Genomic DNA, 20157 nt, shown 5'->3' on the forward strand with positions numbered 1-20157 from the left:
AGGTGCTTATTCGGCGGCGTCGGCCTTTTCCTCGTTGGAAATGGCGGTTGCCTCATAGCCATGGGCGTCCTTCAGGGCCGCACGAATACCAGCCTCGTAATCCGGGTGAACCAGCCTGAAATGGGCAAGCTGGCGCTCGATGATCTGGCCCGGCACCCCGTTCATCGCGGCGGCGATATTGGCGAAAAGGCGCGCCTTCTGCCCCACATCGAACAGGTTAAAAAGGGCGCGCGGCTGGGAATAGTCGTCATTGTTGAGACGATGATTGTAGCGATCCGCGTCGCCGGAAAGTCTGAGCGGCGGCTCTTTGACGGACGGCTTTTCTCCGGCGCCCGAGAACGAGTTTGGCTCGTAATACGCGTCGGGATTGCCGGTCTTCTGGCCAATGAAATTCATCTGCCCGTCCTTGTGATAATGGTGGACCGGGCAGCGCGGCGCGTTGACCGGTAGCGCCTCATAATGCGTGCCGAGACGATAGCGATGCGCGTCGGCATAGGAGAAGACGCGCGCCTGCAGCATCTTGTCGGGCGAATGGCCGATGCCGGGGACCACATTCGACGGCGACATGGCCACCTGCTCGATCTCGGCGAAATAATTTTCCGGATTGCGGTTCAATTCCATGACACCAATGTCGATCGGCGGATAGTCGCCATGCGGCCAGACCTTGGTGAGATCGAACGGATTGTACGGCGTCTTGTCGGCGTCAAGCTCGGGCATGATCTGCACCTGAACCTTCCACTTCGGGAACTCGCCCTTCTCGATCGCGCCGAAAAGCTCTTCCTGATAGCTTTCGCGCGTCTTGCCGATGACGTTCTCGGCTTCGGCATTGGTATAATGCTTATGGCCCTGCAATGTCTTGAAATGGAATTTCACCCAGAAGCGCTCGCCCTGATCGTTCCAGAAGGAATAAGTGTGCGAACCATAGCCGTTCATGAACATCGGCGCGACCGGCAGACCACGGTCCGACATCAGGATCGTCACCTGATGCAGGCTTTCCGGCGAGAGCGACCAGAAATCCCACATTGCGGTCGCCGAGCGCAGATTGGTCTTGGGATGACGCTTCTGCGTATGGATGAAATCGGGGAATTTCAGCGGATCGCGGACGAAGAAAACAGGCGTATTGTTACCGACCAGATCCCAATTGCCCTCTTCGGTATAGAACTTGATGGCAAAACCGCGCACGTCGCGCTCGGCATCCGCGGCGCCCATCTCACCGGCAACCGTCGAGAAACGCAGGATCAGCGGCGTCTCCGCACCCGGCTGCAACGCCTTGGCGCTGGTATATTTCGAGATGTCACCGGTGATCTTCAGCGTGCCGTAGGCGCCCCAGCCCTTGGCGTGGACAACGCGCTCGGGGATGCGCTCGCGGTTCTGATGCGCCAATTTCTCGATGAGATGATAATCCTGCAGCAGGACCGGACCGCGCTCGCCTGCGGTCAGCGAATTCTGGTTGTCAGAAACCGGCGCTCCGGCGGTCGTGGTCAATGTCGGGCGATCAGCCATAGGAATTATCCTCCATCTCTTCTGATTCAGACCTTGTAGCTCTGGCCTTGGGAAACATGGCCGGTCTTGTCTGCCACGGCCCTGTGTCGCGAATATGGAACTTTTCTAATTATAATTTCCAATTGCATTTCTTGTGTGCTTTGATAAGATTTTCCTATCATGTTTACTGTCCGACAAATGCGCTATTTCGATGCGTTGGCAACCACGCTGCATTTTCGCAAGGCAGCGGAGATGGCGCATGTTTCCCAGCCTGCCCTTTCCGCGCAGATCGCCGAAATGGAGAAGACCATTGGCGCTCAATTGTTCGAGAGAACGCAGAGATCGGTGGTTTTAAGCGAAATGGGGCAACGGCTTCTGCCGCGCATCCGCAGCATATTGCGGGAAATCCGCTCGCTCGAGGAGATCGCCGCGCAGAAACGCGGCGTGCTGCAGGCGCGCATGAGGCTCGGCATAATTCCGACCATTGCCCCATATCTCGTGCCGGTGCTGATCCCCAAACTGCGCGAACACTATCCCGTGCTGAAGATGGAGCTGAAGGAAGCGGTCACATCGAAGCTGATCGAGAATCTGCGCATAGGCGAACTAGACGCCATCGTGGCGGCCCTGCCGATAGAAGACGACATGCTGACGGTTGAGCCGGTATTCCACGACCGTTTCCTGATCGCCACTTCAGCGAACGACAACGATGTCCTCTCCTCTCCGATGACGCAGGACAATGTCGCGGTGGAGCGCCTTCTGTTGCTGGAGGAAGGCCATTGCCTGCGGGACCAGGCGCTCGCCGTCTGCTCGGCGACGAAGCAGCGGCAACTGGTCAATTACGGTGCAACCAGCATGGCGACGCTTCTGCAGATGGTCAGCCACGGCATGGGGCTGACATTGATCCCGGAAATCGCGGTGCGCGCCGAAGCCGGTCACATGAAGATGCGCATCATTCCCTTTGCAGGCACCGAACCCCGGCGCGAAATCGGCCTCATCTGGCGCAGGCAGAGCGAACGCCAGGATGATTTTCGCACGCTGGCGCAATGTATCGCGGAAAGCGCGGCAACGCTCAGGCTGGGACAAGAGGAACTGGCGGAATTGCGAAAATAAAGCCTCGCCCTCGTGGCTTAAGCCTCCGTTAGAGCCGCAAGAGCCAGATCGCCAGCCAGATCCACAACAGCACGATGATGACAAATCCTACAATGAACAACGGGCGGCGCAGCCTCAAATCATTCGAGGTGACGTGCACGGCGGCGTGCAGGGCGCGGCTGATGACGAAAGCCCAAGCCAGGAGAAGAGCGACGAATGTGGCGCCGTTCAGCACATAAAGCGAGAGGCAGACCACATAGAAGAGCACCGGCAGTTCGAACTGGTTCGCCAAGTTGCGGATCGCCGTGGCGCTCGGCACCGGTTCCACGAAGGGCAGCTTGTAGTCCCCTGCCCGCGTGGCGCCGCTCCTGACGGCGTCGACGCGGCGGACGGAACAGAGGAGATAAATAACGAAGATCAGTGCGGTCTGGGCGATCATCGGCCAAAAAATGGCGGTCTGCGACATGCTGTCCCCTTCCAGGAAGTTTCAATCAGATCAATCACATATTGCCGGGATAGTTGGGGCTCTCACGCGTGATCGTTACGTCATGCGTATGGCTTTCGCGCAGGCCCGCATTGGTGATGCGGACGAAGGTCGCCTTGTCGCGGAATTCCTGCAAATTCTTCGCGCCGACATAGCCCATCGACGCCCGCAGGCCGCCCGCAAGCTGATGCAGCACGCCGGAGACCGGTCCCTTGAATGCCACCTGCCCCTCGATGCCTTCAGGCACGAGCTTCAGCTCGTCGCGCACTTCCGCCTGGAAATAGCGATCAGCCGAGCCGCGCGCCATCGCGCCGACCGAACCCATGCCGCGATAGGCCTTGAACGAGCGGCCCTGATGCAGATAGACCTCGCCTGGGCTTTCCTCGGTGCCGGCAAGGAGCGAGCCGGCCATGGCGGCGGAGGCACCCGCCGCCAGCGCCTTGGCAAAATCGCCCGAAAACTTGATGCCACCATCGGCAATGACCGGAATATCCGATTTATGTGCGGCCTCGACCGCCGACATGATGGCCGACAATTGCGGAACGCCAACGCCTGCGACGATGCGTGTGGTGCAGATCGAGCCGGGGCCTATGCCGACCTTGACAGCGTCCGCGCCCGCGTCGATCAGGGCCTGGGTGCCCTCAGCCGTTGCCACGTTGCCGGCGATGATGCGCACCGCATTCGACAGCTTCTTGGCACGGGTCACCGCATCGAGCACGCGCTGCGAATGACCATGCGCGGTGTCGATGACGAGAACGTCCACGCCGGCGTCGATCAGCCGCTCTGCGCGCTCGAAGCCGTCATCGCCGACGCTGGACGCTGCCGCGACGCGCAGGCGCCCCTGGGCATCCTTGGCGGCGTTCGGGTTCAATTGCGATTTCTCGATGTCCTTGACGGTGATAAGGCCGACGCAGCGTCCCTCATCGTCGACGACCAGAAGCTTCTCGATGCGGTGCTGGTGCAGGAGACGCTTGGCCTCCCCCTGCTCGACATTCTCGCGAACCGTGATCAGGTTCTCGCGGGTCATCAGCTCGTGGATCTTCTGGCTGGGATCGGAAGCAAAACGCACATCGCGGTTGGTCAGGATGCCGACGAGGCGACCCGGGCGATTGGTGCTGCCCTCGACGACCGGAATGCCGGAAATGCGATGCGCCCGCATCAGCGCCTGCGCCTCGGCCAGCGTCGCATCGGGGCCAATGGTCACGGGATTGACCACCATGCCGGATTCGAACTTCTTGACCTGGCGCACTTCCTCAGCCTGGAGCTGCGGAGAGAGATTGCGGTGGATCACGCCGATGCCGCCGGCCTGCGCCATGGCGATGGCAAGCCGCGATTCCGTCACCGTGTCCATGGCAGCGGAAAGCAGCGGCAGGTTCAGTTCGATGTCGGCGGCGATCCTGGTACGGATATCGGCCTGACCCGGCATGACTTCGGAGTGGCCCGGCTGAAGCAGCACATCATCGAAAGTGAGCGCCAGAAGTCCGGTGGGCGATTCAATGATACGTGCCATGGCCAATTCCTCTAAATGAAGAAAACGCCGCTCCCTTGTCGGGGCGACGACTCTTTGATGCTTCGTTTGAATTGGCACGGGCTGGTAACACGCTTATGGCGAAATGGGAAGAGACGAAGACAAGATATCCCGTTTTCATTCCATTCACCCATCCATGCTACAGCTGAAAACAGCAACAAAGGGAATCTACCGTGCATCCCGCTTATAAACGTGTTCGCGTTCTCAGACGCTCTCATGTCCTCTGGACGCCACGGCTGTGGAAGCCCCGTCTCGTGTTCTGGGCGGGCGCGCTGGCGATCGGCATCATCAGCGTGGCTTTCGCCTATGTCGCGGATCTGGCGCAAAAGCTTTTCGAAGGTATTATTGGAGGGGGCGGCGGGCTCGAATGGCTCCCGATCCTTATCACGCCTCTGGGCTTTGTCTTCTGCGCCTGGATGGCTCGGAAATATTTTCCGAATTCCGAGGGCAGCGGCATTCCGCAAGCCATCGCCGCGCGCCATCTGACGGATGACGAGGACCGCGAAGGCCTCCTGTCGCTGCGCATGGCGTTCGGCAAGATATTCCTCACGATCGTTGGACTTTTTTCCGGTGCGTCGATCGGACGCGAGGGGCCGACCGTGCAGGTTGGCGCATCCATCATGCTCCTGTCGGCAAAAATCGGCGGCATGGAGCAGGCGCGCGGGCTGATCCTAGCAGGCTCGGCGGCGGGCATTGCGGCGGCGTTCAACGCGCCGCTTGCCGGTATCGTCTTCGCTATCGAGGAGATGGGCCGCTCCTATGCCGCCCGAACCAACGGACTGGTGGTCTCCGCCGTCATTCTCGCCGGCATAGCCTCACTCGGCCTGGTCGGCAACTATACGTATTTCGGCACCACGAGCGTGACGGCGTCCGGCGGCGAGGATTGGCTGCTGGTGCTTGTCTGCGGCGCCGTCGGAGGGCTGGCGGGCGCCATCTTCAGCGCGGTCGTGCTGCAGGCATCGCGCCGCATCAGACGATTCATCCAGCCTTGGCCGCTTGGCCGCACACTGATGATCGCGGGCTTCTGCGGCCTTGCCGTCGCGCTGATCGGCGTCCTCTCGGGTGGAGAGACTTTCGGCACCGGCTACGATCAGGCCAGAAGCGCCATCGAGGGCACGCCGCTGGCGCCGCTGTTTTTTGTAGGCAAATTCCTGGCCGGGGTGCTTTCGACGATATCGGGCATTCCCGGTGGAATCTTTGCGCCATCGCTGGCGGTCGGCGCCGGATTGGGTAGCTCGCTCGGCCTCCTCTTTGGTGCCAACGCCAGCCTCGCCGCCGTGCTCGGCATGGCGGGCTATTTTGCCGGCGTGGTACAAGCGCCGATGACCGCCTTCGTCATCATTCTCGAAATGACCGGCAACCACAACAACGTCATCCCGCTGATGTGCGCCTCGATGATCGGTTATGGCGCTGCGCGGCTCATTTCCCACGAACCCCTCTATCATGGCCTGTCTCGGGTCTATCTCGCCGATGCGTTACGGCTGAGGAGGGCGAGGGAAAGAGCGGGGAGCGATCCGGATAGTGTCGAGTCGCCTCCGGAGAAATGACCGCCTTCTCCAATATGCCTGACTTTTTCAGGATTGCCTTTGCACCCTATTCGGATACGCAGCTCTCGTTCCTGCTGGCGTCGGCATTCATTGCCGGGCTTGCCCGAGGCTTTTCCGGTTTCGGAGGAGCCCTCATTTTCGTGCCTCTGGCGAGTTCCGTTGTCGGTCCGAAACTCGCTGCGCCGCTGCTTTTGATCATCGATGGCGTCGGAGCTTTAGGCATGATCCCGAATGCCATCAGGCAGGCAAACCGGCATGAAGTCCTGACGATGTCTATCGGTGCGTTGATCGGCGTCCCCTTGGGTGTTGCAGCTCTCGCCATGATCGATCCCCTCGCAGTGCGCTGGGGTATCGTCGTGACGGTCGTCCTTTTCCTAGCGCTGCTCGTATCGGGGTGGCGCTACCACAACCAGCCCTCGCCATTGCTGACGATCTGCGTGGGCAGCCTGGCCGGTTTCTTCAGCGGCACTGCCCAGATCGGTGGTCCGCCCGTCATCGCCTATTGGCTTGGCGGCACGATGCCCGTTGGCATCGTGCGCGCGAATATTGTGCTCTATTTCGCCATTTCCACGGTGATCAGCACAATAAGCTATGTTATCGGCGGGCTTTTCGTGGCATCGCTCGCCGCCTTTGCCCTTGTCGTCGGCCCGAGTTATGCGCTTGGGCTTTATCTTGGATCGTTGCTGTTCGGCCAGGCCAGCGATCGGCTCTTTCGCCGCATATGCTACTGGATGATCGGCGCGGCGGCCCTGATCAGCCTGCCCCTGCTCGATCCATTCCTGAGATAGAGCTAAAGCTCCATCTGATACGTCACCGGCACGAAACGATAGCCGACATCGAGCTTTTCGACATAACCGACAGCGGGAAACGGCATGTGATAGCCGATAAAGGGAAGCCGGTCGGTGGCGATCATGTCGAAGACGCGCTTGCGTGTTTCGGCCGCCTGCGTCTTGTCGATGTCGAAGGCTACGTTCCAGTCCGGCCGCTGCAGTGATGCGACATAATGGTTCGCGGTGTCGGCTGTGAGAACCAACTGCTTACCGGCGGATTCCAGACGGAAGATCAAATGGCCGGGCGTATGCCCGAAAGCGGCTTCGCTGGTGATGCCGGGAACAATCAAATCGCCCGGATTGATAAAACTGGTCTTCTCCACCAGCGGTTTGACCTTGGCATCGACCAGTTTGGCGTTGTTCTCGGCGGGGGTGCCCTTCCGGTCGTCGCTCGTCCAGAAATCATATTCGATCTGGCCGGCTGCATAGCGCGCATTCGGGAAGGCCGGCGCGCCACCCTCCATCAGCCCGCCGATATGGTCGCCGTGCAGATGGGTCAGGACGACGATGCTGACCTGATCGGGTGAATAGCCCGAGGCCTGCATGGCGGCGGCGAGTTGGCCCTGGCCGTTCGCACGGCCGCCCTCGCCAAAGCCAGTATCGAATAGGATGAGCTCTGACCCGGTGTTGACCAGCGTCGGCGTGAAGCCATTGACGAATTTGGTCTCAGGCAAAAAATTCTGCCGCATCAGCTCGCCCATGGCGTCCTGCGACTGGTCCGCGCCGAAGGTCGGATAAGGTCCATCGCTGGAGCGAAGTCCATCGAGAATGGTCGTTACCTCGAAATCGCCCAGCTTGAAGCGATTGAAGCGCTGCGGCATGGCATCGGAAAAAGGCACGGCGGCTTCAGCGGAACGAGTCATGATCTGCGGCGAAGCCAGACCGCCGGCGATGACAGCGGATGCCTGAAACAAAGTACGGCGAGAAATCGTGGCGGGTGGCATGGCATCTTCCTCTTCGGCAGTTTCCTTGAGTAGTGCCTTAATCATGAATGATGGACGACAGATGGCAATAAAAAGGCGATGCGTTAAGAAGGAAATCACCTGATTGTGAGATGAACTATGTCGGGATTGCCGCAATAAGCGCCTCCACTAGCTGCAATTCCTTGATATTTCTGTCTTCCCTGATTGGATTTCAGTCTTGAACCGCATTGTTCCCCTTGTTCTCGCCGTCGCGCTCTTCATGGAGCAGATGGATTCGAGCGTCATCTCCACCTCGCTCCCGGCGATTGCGGCCGATATCGGCACAAGCCCGATAGCGCTGAAGCTGGCGCTGACGGCATACCTCGTCTCGCTGGCTGTATTCATTCCGGTGAGCGGCTGGATGGCGGACCGTTTCGGCGCGAAGAATGTCTTCCGCACCGCCATTGCGATCTTCGTGATCGGCTCGGTGGCCTGTGCTGCGTCGAACTCGCTCATCGCCTTCGTGGTAGCGCGCTTTCTGCAGGGCATGGGCGGTGCGATGATGACGCCGGTCGGACGGCTGGTGCTGGTGCGCTCGACGCCGCGCCACGAACTCGTCTCGGCGATGGCGTGGCTCTCCATCCCGGCGCTGGTCGGCCCGCTCGTCGGGCCACCAGTCGGCGGCTTCATCACGACCTATTTCAGCTGGCACTGGATCTTTCTCATCAACGTGCCGATCGGCCTCCTCGGCATCTGGTTCGCCACACGATATCTGCCGGATATCGGCGAGCGCTCGCTGCGCCCGCTCGACTGGCCGGGCTTCGTCCTTTCCGGCGTTGGCATGTCTGCCGTGGTCTTCGGGCTCTCGGTCGTTAGCCTGCCCTATCTGCCGCCTATTATCGGCTTCGCGCTGGTCGGCATCGGCATCGTTTCAGGCATTCTCTACATGCGCCATGCCCGCAGGACGCCCAATCCGCTTCTGGACCTTTCGCTGTTTCAGAACCAGGTCTTCCGCACTGCCGTCATCGGCGGCAGCGTGTTCCGGCTCGGCATCGGCGCCATTCCGTTCCTCCTGCCCCTGATGTTCCAGATCGGCTTTGGTCTCAACCCCTTCCAATCCGGCATGATGACCTTCGTCTCGGCAATCGGCGCCATGGGCATGAAGTTCGGCGCCAACCATATCTTCAGCCGCTACGGCTTCCGCTATACGCTGATGTTCGGCTCCCTGGTTTCGGCCGCTTTCATCGCCATCAACGGCCTGTTCACGCCGACGACGCCCTACGTCCTCATCCTGTCGCTGTTGCTAATCAGCGGCTTCCTGCGATCGCTCTTTTTCACGGGCGTCAATGCGCTGGCCTATGCGGAAATCCCCGACGCCCGCACCAGCCAGGCGACACCGATCACCGCTGTGGCGCAGCAGGTTTCCATCGCGCTCGGCGTGGCGCTCGCGGGCGGCATCCTCGAGATCAGCACGGCGATCCATGGAGGGGCGCTGCGGCTCGCCGATTTCCATCTGGGCTTCTTCATCGTGGCGGGGGTATCGGCGGTGGCTTTCTTCAGCTTTGCCCGGCTCGCACCGGATGCAGGCCATGAGCTGTCGCATAAGCAGATCGAGAAGGAACCGGCGCCAGACAATGCGCCATCGATCTCGCCAAAATAGCTGCGATGGGGCAGCTGAAAATTAGCCCTTGAAGTCCCGCGCCAACAAGTAGAGCTCGACGGATTCAGCGCGCGATGCCGGTGGCTTCACGTGATGAATGGATTTGAAGTTCTGTTTGAGAAGCGTCAACAACTCGTTTTCCGTGCCGCCTTGAAATGTCTTGGTCAGGAAATGGCCGCCGGGCTTCAAGACGGAAACCGCGAAATCGGCGGCGACCTCGCAGAGATGGGCCGTGCGCAGATGGTCGGTGCGACGATGCCCGGTGGTGGGCGCGGCCATGTCCGAAAGCACGATATCTGGCCTGCCGCCAAGCGCCTCGATCAACTTGTCCGGCGCCTCCTCATCGAGAAAGTCCATCTTGAGCAGGATCACGCCGGGCAACGGTTCGACATCGAGATAATCGATGCCGACGACATGCGGATCGTCATTGGTCGAGCCGACGATCCCCGCGGCGATCTGGCTCCAGCCGCCGGGCGCAGCACCGAGATCGATGATCCTCTGCCCCTTCTTCAATATCTTGTAGCGGTCATCGATCTCGATCAGCTTGAAGGCGGCGCGTGACCGGTAGCCTTCCTGCTTCGATTTCTGCACATAGGGATCGTTGAGATGGCGCTCGAGCCAGCGGCGCGACGATTCCTTGATCGTCCCCGCCTTCTTCTTGACACGCGTGTGCAGGCCACGCGTGCCTACGCCACCTCTGCCGCCGGTTGTGGTCGGTTTTTTCATGATATGCGCCTGCCGTTTGCGCGCGGGTTGCGACGGTCGCGCCAGGCGCCGTCCCGCGACATGAGTTCTGTGAGAATGCCTTCGCGCAAGCCTCGGTCGGCAACGCGCAGCTTCTGGCTCGGCCAGACATGGCGGATCGCATCGAGGATGGCGCAGCCAGCCAGAACCAGATCCGCCCGGTCGGCGCCGATGCAGGGATTGGCGACGCGGGCGTCGAAATCCCAGGAGAGAAGCCTGCTGGTCATGCTGGTCACATCGTCCTTGTCCATCCACATGCCGTCGATTCGCTTGCGGTCGTAGCGCTCCAATCCCAGATGGATGCCGGCGAGCGTCGTCACCGTGCCCGACGTGCCGATCAGGTGAAAGCGCGGGCTTTGGGTGAGATCGCCGAGCTTGTGCCGGTCGGCGAAGGCCTCGATCAACTCCGAGACATGGTCAACCATGGCGGCGTAGCTTTCACGCGTCACCTCGCGCCCGCCGAAGCGCTCGGCAAGCGTCACCACGCCGACGGGCAGCGATGTCCATGCCACTATGTGTTCGGCCAGTCGCGGCGAGCGGCGGTTTGAGACATCGATGAGCGCGATCTCGGACGACCCGCCGCCGATATCGAACAGCACGATGGCGTCCGTATTGCCATCGACCAGCGTACCGCAGCCGGAGACGGCCAGTCGTGCTTCGGTCTGGCGATCGACGATCTCGAGGTCCAATCCCGTCTCGTCGCGCACCCGGGCCAGAAACTCCGCACCGTTTTCCGCCGAACGACACGCCTCGGTGGCGATCAGCCGCGATCTGCGAACGGTCCTGGAGGCGAGTTTGTCGCGGCAGACCTTCAATGCTTCGATGGCCCGGCTCATCGCGTTGTCGCCAAGCCTGCCAGTCGCGCCCAGCCCTTCGCCGAGCCTGACGATACGCGAAAAGGCATCGGCGACGCGGAACTGGCCGGGCCGGGTCGGCGAGGCGACGAGAAGGCGGCAATTGTTGGTGCCCAGATCGAGCGCGGCATAGAGCGGGGGCGCATCCGATGGTACAGAGGACGGGGACCTCCCCGACACTGGCCGCGGGCGCGACTGCTCCTGCAGCCTCGGAGCTCCGACAGAGACCGATTGCTTCTCCGGCGCAGAGCCAGTAGCCGCTTGCAACCGAACCTGCTTGCTGCGCTTCGAGCGACGGCGGCGATTGGAAAGCTTGGATGCTGGTTTGGCAGCTGTCGGCGCTATTGGTTGCGCGTCCTGATGCGGCGGCGCAGCGGATGTCGGCTCCGCCTGTGCTGCTCTGTCGCGCACCTTCGCCTTGCCGCGCCGACGACGGCGCGCACGTTTCTTCTGATTGCTATCGAGGCGTCCCGAATCGGAAGCCTGTTGCGGCTCCGCTGATGCGGCTTTGGGCTGGCGGTTCTCCCGCTTGCCGTTCTCGGCGGAATTGCGGGCGTCACCACCCACGCAATCCCCACCTGACGCCCCGTTATGTGACGCAGCGCCTGCGTCCTCTTCGGGGTTCTTCAAAGTCTTGTCCTCAAAGCGCCGCGCGAACCTCCAGGGACGCAAGCAGGCGCTGTCACTCTTTACGTTGCCTCCAATGTAACAGTGCTTTGTGAAATAACCAAGGGCTTCAGCAGGATCAGCAGCAGCTCAGGCGCTAATCTCCGTTTCCGTAGCGGATGACCTGCACCGTCTCCGTGGTGATCAGGCAGCTCTGCGTCATCTTGGTGATCTCGGGGATCAATTTCTCGATCTTTTCGGGCGCATCGACGATTTCCACCACGATCGGCAGATCTTGCGAAAGCCGCAATATCTTGGCGGCATGCAGGACGCTCGAGTGGCCGAAGCCCAGCGGACCGCGCAGGACAGTTGCCCCGGCCATTTGCAACTCGCGCGCCCGGGTGACGATCGCCTCATAAAGCGGCCTGCCGTCGGCGGTCTCGTGGCTTTCTCCGACATAGATGCGCAAAAGCGTCGATTCCCTTGGAAGCGTCATGTCTGTTCTCCAATCATCGATTGATCTGCAGCGCAGATACATATCCGACCCAGGCAGCGGCGAGCGAAAAGAATATCACCGCTGCAAGATAGAGGGCCGCATGGAACAAGCTGCCTTGCTGCAGCAGCAAGAACGCATCGAGGCTCATCGCCGAAAAGGTGGTGAAGCCGCCGCAGAACCCCGCCATCACGAACTGCCGTCCCGCTGGCCCGACCAGCCATCTCCCATCAGGGCCGGTTATGGTGGCAAAGAACATGATGACGAATGATCCGACGATGTTCACGAAAGCTGTTCCCCCTAGCGCACCAAGGCCAAGCCCTGAAGCGATGAAAAAGCCGGACAGAAACCGCAGCAGCGCGCCGATAGCCGCGCCGCATCCGACCGCCAGATACAGTCTCGGACCTTCGGCGTTGCGCAAATATTTACTCACTGCCCATGCTCCAAGAGCGATACGACCACTGCAAAGCCCGCACCAACCGCTATGACGCAGAAAATGGCCGAGGCAGCGATATTGAACAGCGCCTGCCTGTGCTGGCCCCCAAGGGTCAAATTCAAGCTCTGCAGGGCAAAGGACGAGACCGTCGTATAGCCGCCAAGCAGACCGACCACCATGAAATCGCGAAACATCTCGCTGGAAAAGAAGCCCCCGGATTGTCCCAGTCCGGCAAAAGCCCCGATGACGAATGCGCCAGTGACATTGACGACCAATGTTCCCCAGGGGAAGGTCTCCCCGATCCGTCTGCCTACGAAGCCGGACAATAAAAAGCGCACGATCCCGCCGACGAATCCGCCCGCCATCACAAGGACGCAAGCTTCAAGACTCATGGGAGCACACTGGAAAGCCCTTGAAAAACAATTTCAATAAAGTGATCTGCACCAAAAAATCAGGTTTGGACATCATCCTACGCTTTCGCTCGACAGCAAACGGGTAGGAATCATCAGCTTCATCGGGGAAGCGGTTCGGCCATTTGCAGCCCGGCAGAATCCTTTGCCGTATTTACAGGTCGATTGCGTACGACAGTGACGGGATTTCTGTCAATATCAGCTCTAAATGTTTCACGGCGAACCCAACACCGCCGCACCTTCCGCTCTCTCCCTGATCGGGTACATTTCCAGCCGGCGGTTCACCAAACTGCCCGATCAATATTCTTCACCTTGATGGCCCAAGGGGCTTGATTGAAACAGCAAATGTGCTAGAAGGCGGCACCCAACGGGGAGCCGGGTTTCTTGAACCGGGCCAGAAAAGCGTCAACGCTTTTACCCTGCGGCTGCAGAATGCTGCAATAACGGCGTTTTGGGGAATAGGTTAACGGTAGACCCACGGACTCTGACTCCGTTAGTCCTGGTTCGAATCCAGGTTCCCCAGCCACTTGATTTCACTACGCTTTCTCCATTCCATTGCCAGAACATTTCATGTCAGTCGGACGCCCGGTCGGGAATTTTCGTTCTCGTTTCGAGCTTCCGGATCGCCTCTTCCGCCATCCTCGGATCGCGATTGAGGTAATGAGAATCAATGATCGTATTCACGTCGCGCAGGCTGTGGCCGGTGATCGTCGCTATTTGCGGGACCGATGCTTCCACCTGTGCCAACCGCGTGACGGCTGTCCCTCGAAGATCATTGAATGTGACGCCCACAACGCCGGCTGCGGCGCATGCCTTGCGCCATGACGAGCGGAATCCGTCCGCCGTCCACGGCTCGCCATCGCTGTTGCGGAGGATCGGACCGATCTTACCCCGCTTAGCGTCAAGGGCAGCCTTTAGTGGTGCGCCAACTGGGATTACGACCCGCATGCCGGTCTTCGATTGCTGGAGCCTGATCACCTTGCCATCGTATTGCTGCCAGGTCAGGCGCAGGAGATCGCCCTGCCGCTGCCCGGTCCAGAGGGCGAGGATCAGGGGAAGGTGCAGATGCTCGGGCGCGGAAGCGAGGAACGCCTCCTCGTCGACATCCGTCCAGACGTTCTCGGCGCGACTGCCACGATAGAGCCGCCCGCCCTTCTCGCAGGGATTGGCGCTGACAAGGCCGCGCCCGTGCGCCCACGACAGGATGCGCGCGAGCACCTGCCAGCCGTAATCGGCCTGCCGGCGCGAGGCCTTGGCGCGCTCGTCGCGCCATTCCATAAAAATGCCCCGTGTACGCCGGTCGCTCATGGCCGAGAGCGGAAAATCGCCAAACTTCTTCTCGATCAGCTTGATGATCTTGACGTAGTCGCGCTGGGTGCGCGGCGCGAGGTCATCCCAGGTTGAGCTTGCCTGGAAACCTTGAAGAACGGACAGGAGCATACCCGCCGGCGGTCGAACCTTCTGCCTGATCGCCCGGTTGTAGGCTTCCATGAACGCGGAATCTCCCGGCTTTCCTGGCAATGCCGGGCCGCCTTTCCACGCCCAGTAATAGGTCTTGGTCGTGCCATCCGCGAGCCTCTTGGTCTTAGCGTTGATGCCACGAATACCCATGTCCTTCAGGCGAGGTCTACGCATTGCGCTTCTCCAGCCACTTGTCGAGATCGTTCCTTGGAGCTTCGACCCCGCCCGCCGCGACCAAGATAATGCGCCCGGTCGATGGGTCGATTTCTACCCGGCCAAGCTCCATTCCAGCTGCGCACGCACCCTTGACCGCGCGAAACACATCAGCTTGTTTGAAGTGCACATTGCGGGCCATCAGCGATGCCTCTCCGAAACTACGGCGCAACCAAGTATCATTTCGAGATAGTGCATCAGGGCCGACGTGAGGTGGATAAGTTTGTTGTGGGAGGTCATTCACGCGCCTCCCGGAGCAACCTTGCAAGTGCTGCGATCTGCCTGCTATCGACCGAACGGATGGTGTTAATTGCTTTAGCGTGCCGACTGCGCTTCAGCTCGTGTGCATCTTCAGCGTCGAGATCCGCCTCAATGTCTTCGATGGTTTCCCCGTCGCCCCAAGAGTCGGGCGCGATTAGTGAGTCTGAATAGTGGTAGACGTTCCCATTCATCGAAATGCGGGCGCTGAGGGTATTGGCAATAATCTCGATCTCGGTATGTGGATCAAACAAGCCCCGCTCACCCATATCTATTTGGCTATGCCGCCAGTATTCTTTCTCGCAGTCATCCCCATACATGCGGATCAATTCAGCAACGGCCTGTTCAAGCGTATGAGGCTCAGGCAGACCACGTCCGCGCAAAGTAAAATTGGACGTTGCACGCTCGAACGTCGCACGCTCCTCTTCAGGCAGATATTCCGACGGCTGTGCCAAATGTATGTCGGTGCAAACGAGCGTTGCAAAATCACGAACGCTCGTTTCAGCATATGGAGGGCGCTCATCGACAAGCATTGCGATCAGCATACGAGATGCATCTAGATCGGTCATGTCGGGCGCGTTCACGCCACGAGCACCTGAAGTCATCAGGCCACTTTCACGAAGGACACGGAAGGCACCGGAGACAGTTTTCTCTGGCAGACCCAGGATCGACGCTACGCCGACAATGAAACCACCCGACTTAACCAATGCTATGACCCCTATATGAAAAATTTCTGATAGAGGGATACACCCATTCCAGGGGAATCGCAATGGCTATCTGAGATTTTCCATATAGAACCACAAAGCTGGCAGCTAAACGTCACTTCGCCATGAGGGCAATGCGTAAAGCGCGCGCGCCCTAAAAGTGCTGCCAACAAAGATCGGCAGATTTACCGGTCTTGAAGCCCGCGTTATGCAGTACCGCCTTTCGCGTGGCGCAAGATCGATGCTGCTATCTGTCCATGCCAATCCTTTTTGATCATAGAGATCGGCCTATCCACGCCTTGGCAGACACGATCCCATTCCGCCAAGACCTCGGCCTTGATGATCAGGCCCTCCACGGTCCAATCAGGAGCATCCATGATAGCCGAAATACGGTTTCCTAACGCCTCTCTCGCCTTCGTCCAAACAGGCGAAAATCTGCCCTCCTCTGCACGTGCGTCGGCGCGAACCTGACTGTATTTTTTCTCGTAGGTCTCGGCGATTTTCAACAGCTTTTTCAGCCGCCGTTCCTCTTCTTCATAGTGCAGGAAGTCGGCTACCGATCCATCCTTCTTCGCGCGACGCTTATGCCGCCTGGCGTCGCTCAAATCGCAATTCACTCGCCAAGCACCAACCACGATGCGCCTTGGGTGCTCCTCGCCTGGCCGCAAAAGATCCATACCCCAGACATCGCATTCTGCCTCCCCTGGATGTTGCGAATTATCCTGCGGCCGCGCCGAGCCGCAAACAGTGAGTTCATCCGGAGCCAGCGGGGAGGCCTGTTTCCATTTTGCCCGCATGTCTTTATCGGCGCGACGAGCAACTTGGTACGCTTCAACGAAAGACGGAAATTCTGCAGCCAAGGCGATCAGTTCCGGGTTTTCGCGTGGCGCGGCCGCTGCATCGGCAGTGACGACGCCGGCAGCCACGGTGGACGCCACCGAGGCGGCGAGAAGCGAGCGACGATTAACGTGTTGGTTCATAACGCTTTCCTTTTTCAGTATTTGGCACGGCATCTTCGCCGCGGGCGCAGAACACGAGACCAGCAGCTTCCGTAAGAAGGTCAGGCGGTGTGGATTACGGGGATCGTTCTCGCTATTCGAAGCATTGGGCAAACCTTCGGCGGCAGCCGGAAATGTTAAGTTCGGCATGGCGTTATTCCCTAATGGTGAATTTTACACCATTAACGGTAATATCTTTATCTATTTGATGTCAACCATATATGGTGATAAAAACACCTTATGAAGCCGATTCAATGCCGAATGGCCCGCGCGGCCCTCACCTGGAGCACCCATGATCTTGCCAAAGCTGCAGATGTGGGGGCGAATACCGTAAATCGTTTTGAAACGGGACAGGACGCCCGTGTCAGCAGTGTCCAGAAAATGCGCCAAGCGATGGAAGCCGCAGGTGTGATCTTCGTCGAGGAGAACGGCGAAGGGCCGGGCGTGAGACTGAGGAAAGCACTAGGATGAATCGACAGGCATTACTGATCGCGCAAAACTTAGAATCTCATGACGTGAAAGCCCTCCGGATTCTGGTTAAGAAAGCTATGGGCAGCTTCGAGCCACTGGGTTCCATGTCTGGTCTCGGACAGACGATGGTTAGCAGATTCATCGACCGAGGACTCGCCGAGATGGGACTAGCCAACGCTTATACCGGGGAAACTGGATATCGGGCCACGGCGCTGGGCCGGGCCGTCTACACCGCACTCGACCTGCGCAAGCCCAACTCGAGGCCAAAGATTCGCATGCTGGAGCCTCGCATCAATGCGTTACCGTCAAAAATCGGCAGGAAGTCATAGACATACCTCATCGTTCAGGAGAGTACCCCGCATGGAACTGAAAGATTTTATCGCGGAAACGCTGTCGCAAATCATTGAGGGCGTTCGCGAGGCTCAAGCACGTGAAGATGGCGCAAACATCAATGCAGCAATGGGCGGCGCCGAATTTGGCGGCCAGCTAGTGAATGTTGGGACATATGGAGTGGCAACACGGGTCGACTTCGATGTTTCGGTGACAGCAGAGACAAAAGGCGGAGCGGGTGCAAAGCTTGCTGTCTTCGGTGTCGGTGTTGACGGGGGCGCTGGACACACTGCAGGCTCGGCAAACCGCATCAGCTTCAGCGTTCCTGTGCGCCTCCCTGACGGAGATGCGGAACGGCAACAACGCATCAGCGATGAGAAGAGTGCAAAGCTCAAGAGCCTGCGTGAGAATTCTCGTTGGGTGCAGCGTCTATAGGATTGCAATTTCTTTCTTGCCTGAACCTACTCGATGAACTGGGTCGCTCAAGTCGCCAATTTGGCAAGTTGATCAAGTGGCCACGTTGACCACTTAAAGAAAAACGTTTCCGCCCGGAACGTTTTCGGCAATCAAACCACCGACGTGTCTTCCACAGTATCGTGCCGGAAAGGATCGATCACGCTCCCCGCATCCTTCTTAATCTTCAGACTTTTCAAATCAAATAGTTACCGAAAATACCCCCTCCGTCCCGCCTGCTGAGCCACCCTGCCGACAGATATCCGAAAATTATCGCTCTGCTGCCACGTCTGAATCCCGCGCGCCACGCCGACCTGCACCATCGAGGCCACCTCTGAGTTTCCTGTCGCGCCGTTCACGGTCACATTGATGACGGGCGCATTGGTTGTGGACGAATTGTTGTTGGTCGTCATCCCGCGCAAATCAGGCAATCGCGGCGCTTGGATGGTTGGCATATCGACCGCGCCGCCCATCGCGTAGCCTCTGATCCCTCGCCTCATTGCCTCGACCACGCCTACGCCACCAGCCCGGGCAACGTCATTTTGTGACCAAACCACCTCGCCGCGATGGACGATGCCAGCGGGCTCATATTTGCCGCCTGAGCCGGTGTAGCCTCCCTTGTCAAACAGGCCGACACCTGGTGGTGCCGGGAAACTGCTGCCGCGCCCCCCAAGCAGGCCGCCCAAGATGCCCCCAAGCCCTCTGCCAGAGAATAGAGCGTCCAAGCCACTATTTATAAAACGGTCAGCCAGCCGCCCCAATGCATCCGCAAGAACGTCGCTCGCCTTGGCGCCGTCCAACAGGCCGGATGCCAGAGTGCCGGCAAATTCCCGCCCGGCATCATTCAGTTCGGCAAGCCGAGTTTGCTGTTGTTCATACGCTCGATTCTCTTCGTGGATCGCCGCCGTAAGCTCTGCGATTTTGGCTTTTTCCGGTTCTGTAGCCGCAGCCCCGGCCTCACGGAGAGCGTTCATCTTCGCCTTCTCGACGGCCGATTTTCCGATCAAGGAACGCTCGAATTCCAGTTCCGCAATGAGCGCCCGAACCTGATCTGCCTCACGCTTTGCGCGCTCAGCGGCGCCATCTCTACTTCCACCCTTTCCCTTGGACGGATCCGGTGTAACCACGGGTTTTATCGGATTTTCTATTCTAAGCTTTTGTTCGGCCAAGTCAGTCCGTAGCTTCGCCATCGCGCGCCGCTCAAGCTCAGCGCGTATCCGGTCGGCGTCGGCGGTGTTCTTGGCTATCTGGTCATTCGCAGGCCCATCGAACACGCCGCCAAACCTGCCCTTGGTTTTCTCAGTCGCCGCAATGTTTTTTCGAGGAAGTTAAGCTGACTTTGAAGGTTCTCAGTGCCGCGGTTCTCGAAATCTTGGAATATGGATATGAAGTTCGACAGCGCCTGTGCCGCACCAACAATGGTACTTTTCAACGACGTACCCACAGTCGTTGCCACCTGGTTGAACTTCAGATCCAGTTCTTCAGCGGATTTAATGACCTCATCGGTCATCACAGCTCCAAGGTTGTGCGCCTCTTTGATCGAATCCCGAATGCCGTCCGCGCCGCGATCTATAAGCTGGACGAACTTCTCGCCGCCCTGACCGCCAAGGAGTCCGTCGAAGATACGGATGCCGGCTGCGGTATCCCCCAAGCGTTTCGTGCGGTCGATGATTTCCAGCAACAATGCGGATGGATCGGCGAGGCGCTTCTTCACCTCTTCCTGAGATAGGCCAAGGCGCTGAAATGCCTCAGCCGCGCTGCCCTTACCTGTGGTGGCGAATTCGTCCGCGCGCAGATTAAGTTCCTTGAAGGCGTCCGTCATCGCATCGACCGGTATACGCGCTTGCTCCGCAACGTATTTCCACTCCTGGAACTCGCGCATGGCGAGACCGGATGTCTTCGCCTCACGACCTATGTCAGCAACGGACTTCGCAACTTCTCCAAACTGAGTGACGATGCCGGCGATTCCTCCCGCAGCCAACCCACCAAGGAACCCAGCGCCGAGGCCTTTCATCAATCCTGTAATGCGAGAAGCGGAGGCGGCCATCTCTTTTTCCATCCTCCCGGTCATGGTTTTCCCACGCCGCTCGATGCCAGTCATAGTCTTGTCGGTAACGCGGCTGGCGCGCGCCATCTGCTTTTCCATCGCCGCGATACGGGCCTCGACGGTAAAGACAAGCTGTTCGGATTCGGTTCGCGCCATG

Annotated in this window: 21 protein-coding genes, 1 tRNA gene, 1 pseudogene and 1 riboswitch; of the genes and pseudogenes, 8 read left to right on the top strand and 15 right to left on the bottom strand. The window is 59.3% G+C overall.

All coding sequences use genetic code 11. From position 1 onward, the window contains the following. Positions 1-6: 6 nt before the first annotated feature. Positions 7-1503 (bottom strand): catalase KatA, encoded by a 1497-nt coding sequence (gene katA, locus DUT91_RS03375; protein ID WP_114438906.1) that lies wholly within the window; start codon positions 1501-1503, stop codon positions 7-9. A 159-nt stretch (positions 1504-1662) separates the two neighbouring features. On the opposite strand from katA, the pseudogene DUT91_RS03380 reads away from it, so the two are divergent. Next, positions 1663-2611, top strand: a pseudogene (locus DUT91_RS03380) (hydrogen peroxide-inducible genes activator); the annotation flags it as partial. Positions 2612-2620: 9 nt separating this feature from the next. Here the strand turns inward: DUT91_RS03380 and DUT91_RS03385 are convergent. After that, positions 2621-3037, bottom strand: coding sequence for an MAPEG family protein (locus tag DUT91_RS03385; RefSeq protein WP_114438908.1), 417 nt, complete (start codon positions 3035-3037; stop codon positions 2621-2623). Positions 3038-3071: 34 nt separating this feature from the next. Beyond that, positions 3072-4565, bottom strand: a complete 1494-nt coding sequence (gene guaB / locus DUT91_RS03390) for an IMP dehydrogenase (protein ID WP_114438909.1) — start codon at positions 4563-4565, stop codon at positions 3072-3074. 191 nt (positions 4566-4756) lie between these two features. Between guaB and DUT91_RS03395 the strand changes: the two genes are divergently transcribed. Both DUT91_RS03395 and DUT91_RS03400 read left to right on the top strand, forming a co-directional pair. Next, complete coding sequence (locus tag DUT91_RS03395) at positions 4757-6130, top strand: chloride channel protein (RefSeq protein WP_114438910.1); 1374 nt, start codon at positions 4757-4759, stop codon at positions 6128-6130. 14 nt (positions 6131-6144) lie between these two features. Next, positions 6145-6918, top strand: a complete 774-nt coding sequence (locus DUT91_RS03400) for a sulfite exporter TauE/SafE family protein (protein ID WP_245419508.1) — start codon at positions 6145-6147, stop codon at positions 6916-6918. A gap of 2 nt (positions 6919-6920) precedes the next feature. Here DUT91_RS03400 and DUT91_RS03405 read toward each other — a convergent pair whose 3' ends face one another. Further along, positions 6921-7904: an MBL fold metallo-hydrolase gene (locus tag DUT91_RS03405; protein ID WP_114438912.1), complete on the bottom strand. Its 984-nt coding sequence runs from the start codon at positions 7902-7904 to the stop codon at positions 6921-6923. Positions 7905-8100: 196 nt separating this feature from the next. On the opposite strand from DUT91_RS03405, the gene DUT91_RS03410 reads away from it, so the two are divergent. Next, positions 8101-9522, top strand: a complete 1422-nt coding sequence (locus DUT91_RS03410) for a DHA2 family efflux MFS transporter permease subunit (protein WP_114438913.1) — start codon at positions 8101-8103, stop codon at positions 9520-9522. Positions 9523-9543: 21 nt separating this feature from the next. On the opposite strand, the gene DUT91_RS03415 is transcribed toward DUT91_RS03410, so the two are convergent. The 5 genes from DUT91_RS03415 to crcB (DUT91_RS03435) form a co-directional block, all read right to left on the bottom strand. Further along, the gene (locus DUT91_RS03415; protein ID WP_114438914.1) at positions 9544-10248 is read right to left on the bottom strand and encodes an RlmE family RNA methyltransferase; all 705 of its coding nucleotides are present in this window, start codon (positions 10246-10248) and stop codon (positions 9544-9546) included. Beyond that, positions 10245-11750 carry a Ppx/GppA phosphatase family protein gene (locus tag DUT91_RS03420; protein ID WP_114438915.1) on the bottom strand — a complete coding sequence of 502 codons (1506 nt, stop codon included), beginning with the start codon at positions 11748-11750 and terminating at the stop codon, positions 10245-10247. The genes DUT91_RS03415 and DUT91_RS03420 overlap by 4 nt, the downstream gene beginning before the upstream one ends. 133 nt (positions 11751-11883) lie before the next feature. Continuing rightward, on the bottom strand, positions 11884-12222 hold the full coding sequence (locus DUT91_RS03425) for a DUF190 domain-containing protein (RefSeq protein WP_114438916.1): 339 nt from the start codon (positions 12220-12222) through the stop codon (positions 11884-11886). Between the two features lie 13 nt (positions 12223-12235). After that, complete coding sequence (gene crcB / locus DUT91_RS03430) at positions 12236-12652, bottom strand: fluoride efflux transporter CrcB (RefSeq protein ID WP_245419467.1); 417 nt, start codon at positions 12650-12652, stop codon at positions 12236-12238. Further along, entirely contained in the window at positions 12649-13047 is a 399-nt protein-coding gene (gene crcB / locus DUT91_RS03435) for a fluoride efflux transporter CrcB (protein ID WP_114438917.1), read from the bottom strand. Before crcB (DUT91_RS03435) ends, crcB (DUT91_RS03430) begins: the two co-directional genes overlap by 4 nt. Before the next feature lie 97 nt (positions 13048-13144). Further along, a riboswitch (Fluoride riboswitch) is annotated at positions 13145-13224 on the bottom strand. Positions 13225-13517: 293 nt separating this feature from the next. Here crcB (DUT91_RS03435) and DUT91_RS03440 point away from each other — a divergent pair. Continuing rightward, positions 13518-13591 (top strand) — tRNA-Gln (locus DUT91_RS03440). A gap of 47 nt (positions 13592-13638) precedes the next feature. On the opposite strand, the gene DUT91_RS03445 is transcribed toward DUT91_RS03440, so the two are convergent. The 4 genes from DUT91_RS03445 to DUT91_RS03460 all read right to left on the bottom strand — a co-directional run bounded on the left by DUT91_RS03445 (position 13639) and on the right by DUT91_RS03460 (position 16849). Beyond that, positions 13639-14700 (bottom strand): tyrosine-type recombinase/integrase, encoded by a 1062-nt coding sequence (locus tag DUT91_RS03445; RefSeq protein WP_245419468.1) that lies wholly within the window; start codon positions 14698-14700, stop codon positions 13639-13641. After that, entirely contained in the window at positions 14693-14881 is a 189-nt protein-coding gene (locus DUT91_RS03450; RefSeq protein WP_114438919.1) for a hypothetical protein, read from the bottom strand. The genes DUT91_RS03445 and DUT91_RS03450 overlap by 8 nt, the downstream gene beginning before the upstream one ends. Before the next feature lie 94 nt (positions 14882-14975). Then, complete coding sequence (locus DUT91_RS03455) at positions 14976-15704, bottom strand: hypothetical protein (RefSeq protein ID WP_147272147.1); 729 nt, start codon at positions 15702-15704, stop codon at positions 14976-14978. 203 nt (positions 15705-15907) lie between these two features. Continuing rightward, the gene (locus DUT91_RS03460; protein WP_114438921.1) at positions 15908-16849 is read right to left on the bottom strand and encodes a hypothetical protein; all 942 of its coding nucleotides are present in this window, start codon (positions 16847-16849) and stop codon (positions 15908-15910) included. 111 nt (positions 16850-16960) lie between these two features. Between DUT91_RS03460 and DUT91_RS03465 the strand changes: the two genes are divergently transcribed. The 3 genes from DUT91_RS03465 to DUT91_RS03475 are packed head-to-tail and all read left to right on the top strand — an operon-like array spanning position 16961 to position 17935. Beyond that, entirely contained in the window at positions 16961-17170 is a 210-nt protein-coding gene (locus DUT91_RS03465; protein WP_114439035.1) for a helix-turn-helix domain-containing protein, read from the top strand. Then, the gene (locus tag DUT91_RS03470; protein WP_114438922.1) at positions 17167-17499 is read left to right on the top strand and encodes a hypothetical protein; all 333 of its coding nucleotides are present in this window, start codon (positions 17167-17169) and stop codon (positions 17497-17499) included. The genes DUT91_RS03465 and DUT91_RS03470 overlap by 4 nt, the downstream gene beginning before the upstream one ends. Positions 17500-17530: 31 nt before the next feature. Next, a complete protein-coding gene (locus DUT91_RS03475) occupies positions 17531-17935 on the top strand; it encodes a hypothetical protein (RefSeq protein ID WP_114438923.1) in 405 nt (134 codons plus the stop codon). Between the two features lie 227 nt (positions 17936-18162). Here DUT91_RS03475 and DUT91_RS03480 read toward each other — a convergent pair whose 3' ends face one another. Then, positions 18163-18960: a hypothetical protein gene (locus DUT91_RS03480; RefSeq protein WP_147272148.1), complete on the bottom strand. Its 798-nt coding sequence runs from the start codon at positions 18958-18960 to the stop codon at positions 18163-18165. A 236-nt stretch (positions 18961-19196) separates the two neighbouring features. Then, positions 19197-20156: a hypothetical protein gene (locus DUT91_RS03485; RefSeq protein WP_114438925.1), complete on the bottom strand. Its 960-nt coding sequence runs from the start codon at positions 20154-20156 to the stop codon at positions 19197-19199. Position 20157 lies beyond the last annotated feature (1 nt).

This window comes from Paramesorhizobium salinisoli (assembly GCF_003335045.1).
In the GTDB taxonomy this organism is placed as follows: domain Bacteria; phylum Pseudomonadota; class Alphaproteobacteria; order Rhizobiales; family Rhizobiaceae; genus Paramesorhizobium; species Paramesorhizobium salinisoli.

Coding starts and splice junctions, on each gene's coding strand:
- katA (WP_114438906.1), bottom strand. CDS start 1,503: ATGGCTGATCGCCCGACATTGACCACGACCGCCGGAGCGCCGGTTTCT.
- DUT91_RS03385 (WP_114438908.1), bottom strand. CDS start 3,037: ATGTCGCAGACCGCCATTTTTTGGCCGATGATCGCCCAGACCGCACTG.
- guaB (WP_114438909.1), bottom strand. CDS start 4,565: ATGGCACGTATCATTGAATCGCCCACCGGACTTCTGGCGCTCACTTTC.
- DUT91_RS03400 (WP_245419508.1), top strand. CDS start 6,145: ATGCCTGACTTTTTCAGGATTGCCTTTGCACCCTATTCGGATACGCAG.
- DUT91_RS03405 (WP_114438912.1), bottom strand. CDS start 7,904: ATGCCACCCGCCACGATTTCTCGCCGTACTTTGTTTCAGGCATCCGCT.
- DUT91_RS03415 (WP_114438914.1), bottom strand. CDS start 10,248: ATGAAAAAACCGACCACAACCGGCGGCAGAGGTGGCGTAGGCACGCGT.
- DUT91_RS03425 (WP_114438916.1), bottom strand. CDS start 12,222: ATGACGCTTCCAAGGGAATCGACGCTTTTGCGCATCTATGTCGGAGAA.
- crcB (WP_114438917.1), bottom strand. CDS start 13,047: ATGAGTCTTGAAGCTTGCGTCCTTGTGATGGCGGGCGGATTCGTCGGC.
- DUT91_RS03445 (WP_245419468.1), bottom strand. CDS start 14,700: ATGCGTAGACCTCGCCTGAAGGACATGGGTATTCGTGGCATCAACGCT.
- DUT91_RS03450 (WP_114438919.1), bottom strand. CDS start 14,881: ATGGCCCGCAATGTGCACTTCAAACAAGCTGATGTGTTTCGCGCGGTC.
- DUT91_RS03460 (WP_114438921.1), bottom strand. CDS start 16,849: ATGCCGAACTTAACATTTCCGGCTGCCGCCGAAGGTTTGCCCAATGCT.
- DUT91_RS03465 (WP_114439035.1), top strand. CDS start 16,961: ATGGCCCGCGCGGCCCTCACCTGGAGCACCCATGATCTTGCCAAAGCT.
- DUT91_RS03470 (WP_114438922.1), top strand. CDS start 17,167: ATGAATCGACAGGCATTACTGATCGCGCAAAACTTAGAATCTCATGAC.
- DUT91_RS03475 (WP_114438923.1), top strand. CDS start 17,531: ATGGAACTGAAAGATTTTATCGCGGAAACGCTGTCGCAAATCATTGAG.
- DUT91_RS03485 (WP_114438925.1), bottom strand. CDS start 20,156: ATGGCGCGAACCGAATCCGAACAGCTTGTCTTTACCGTCGAGGCCCGT.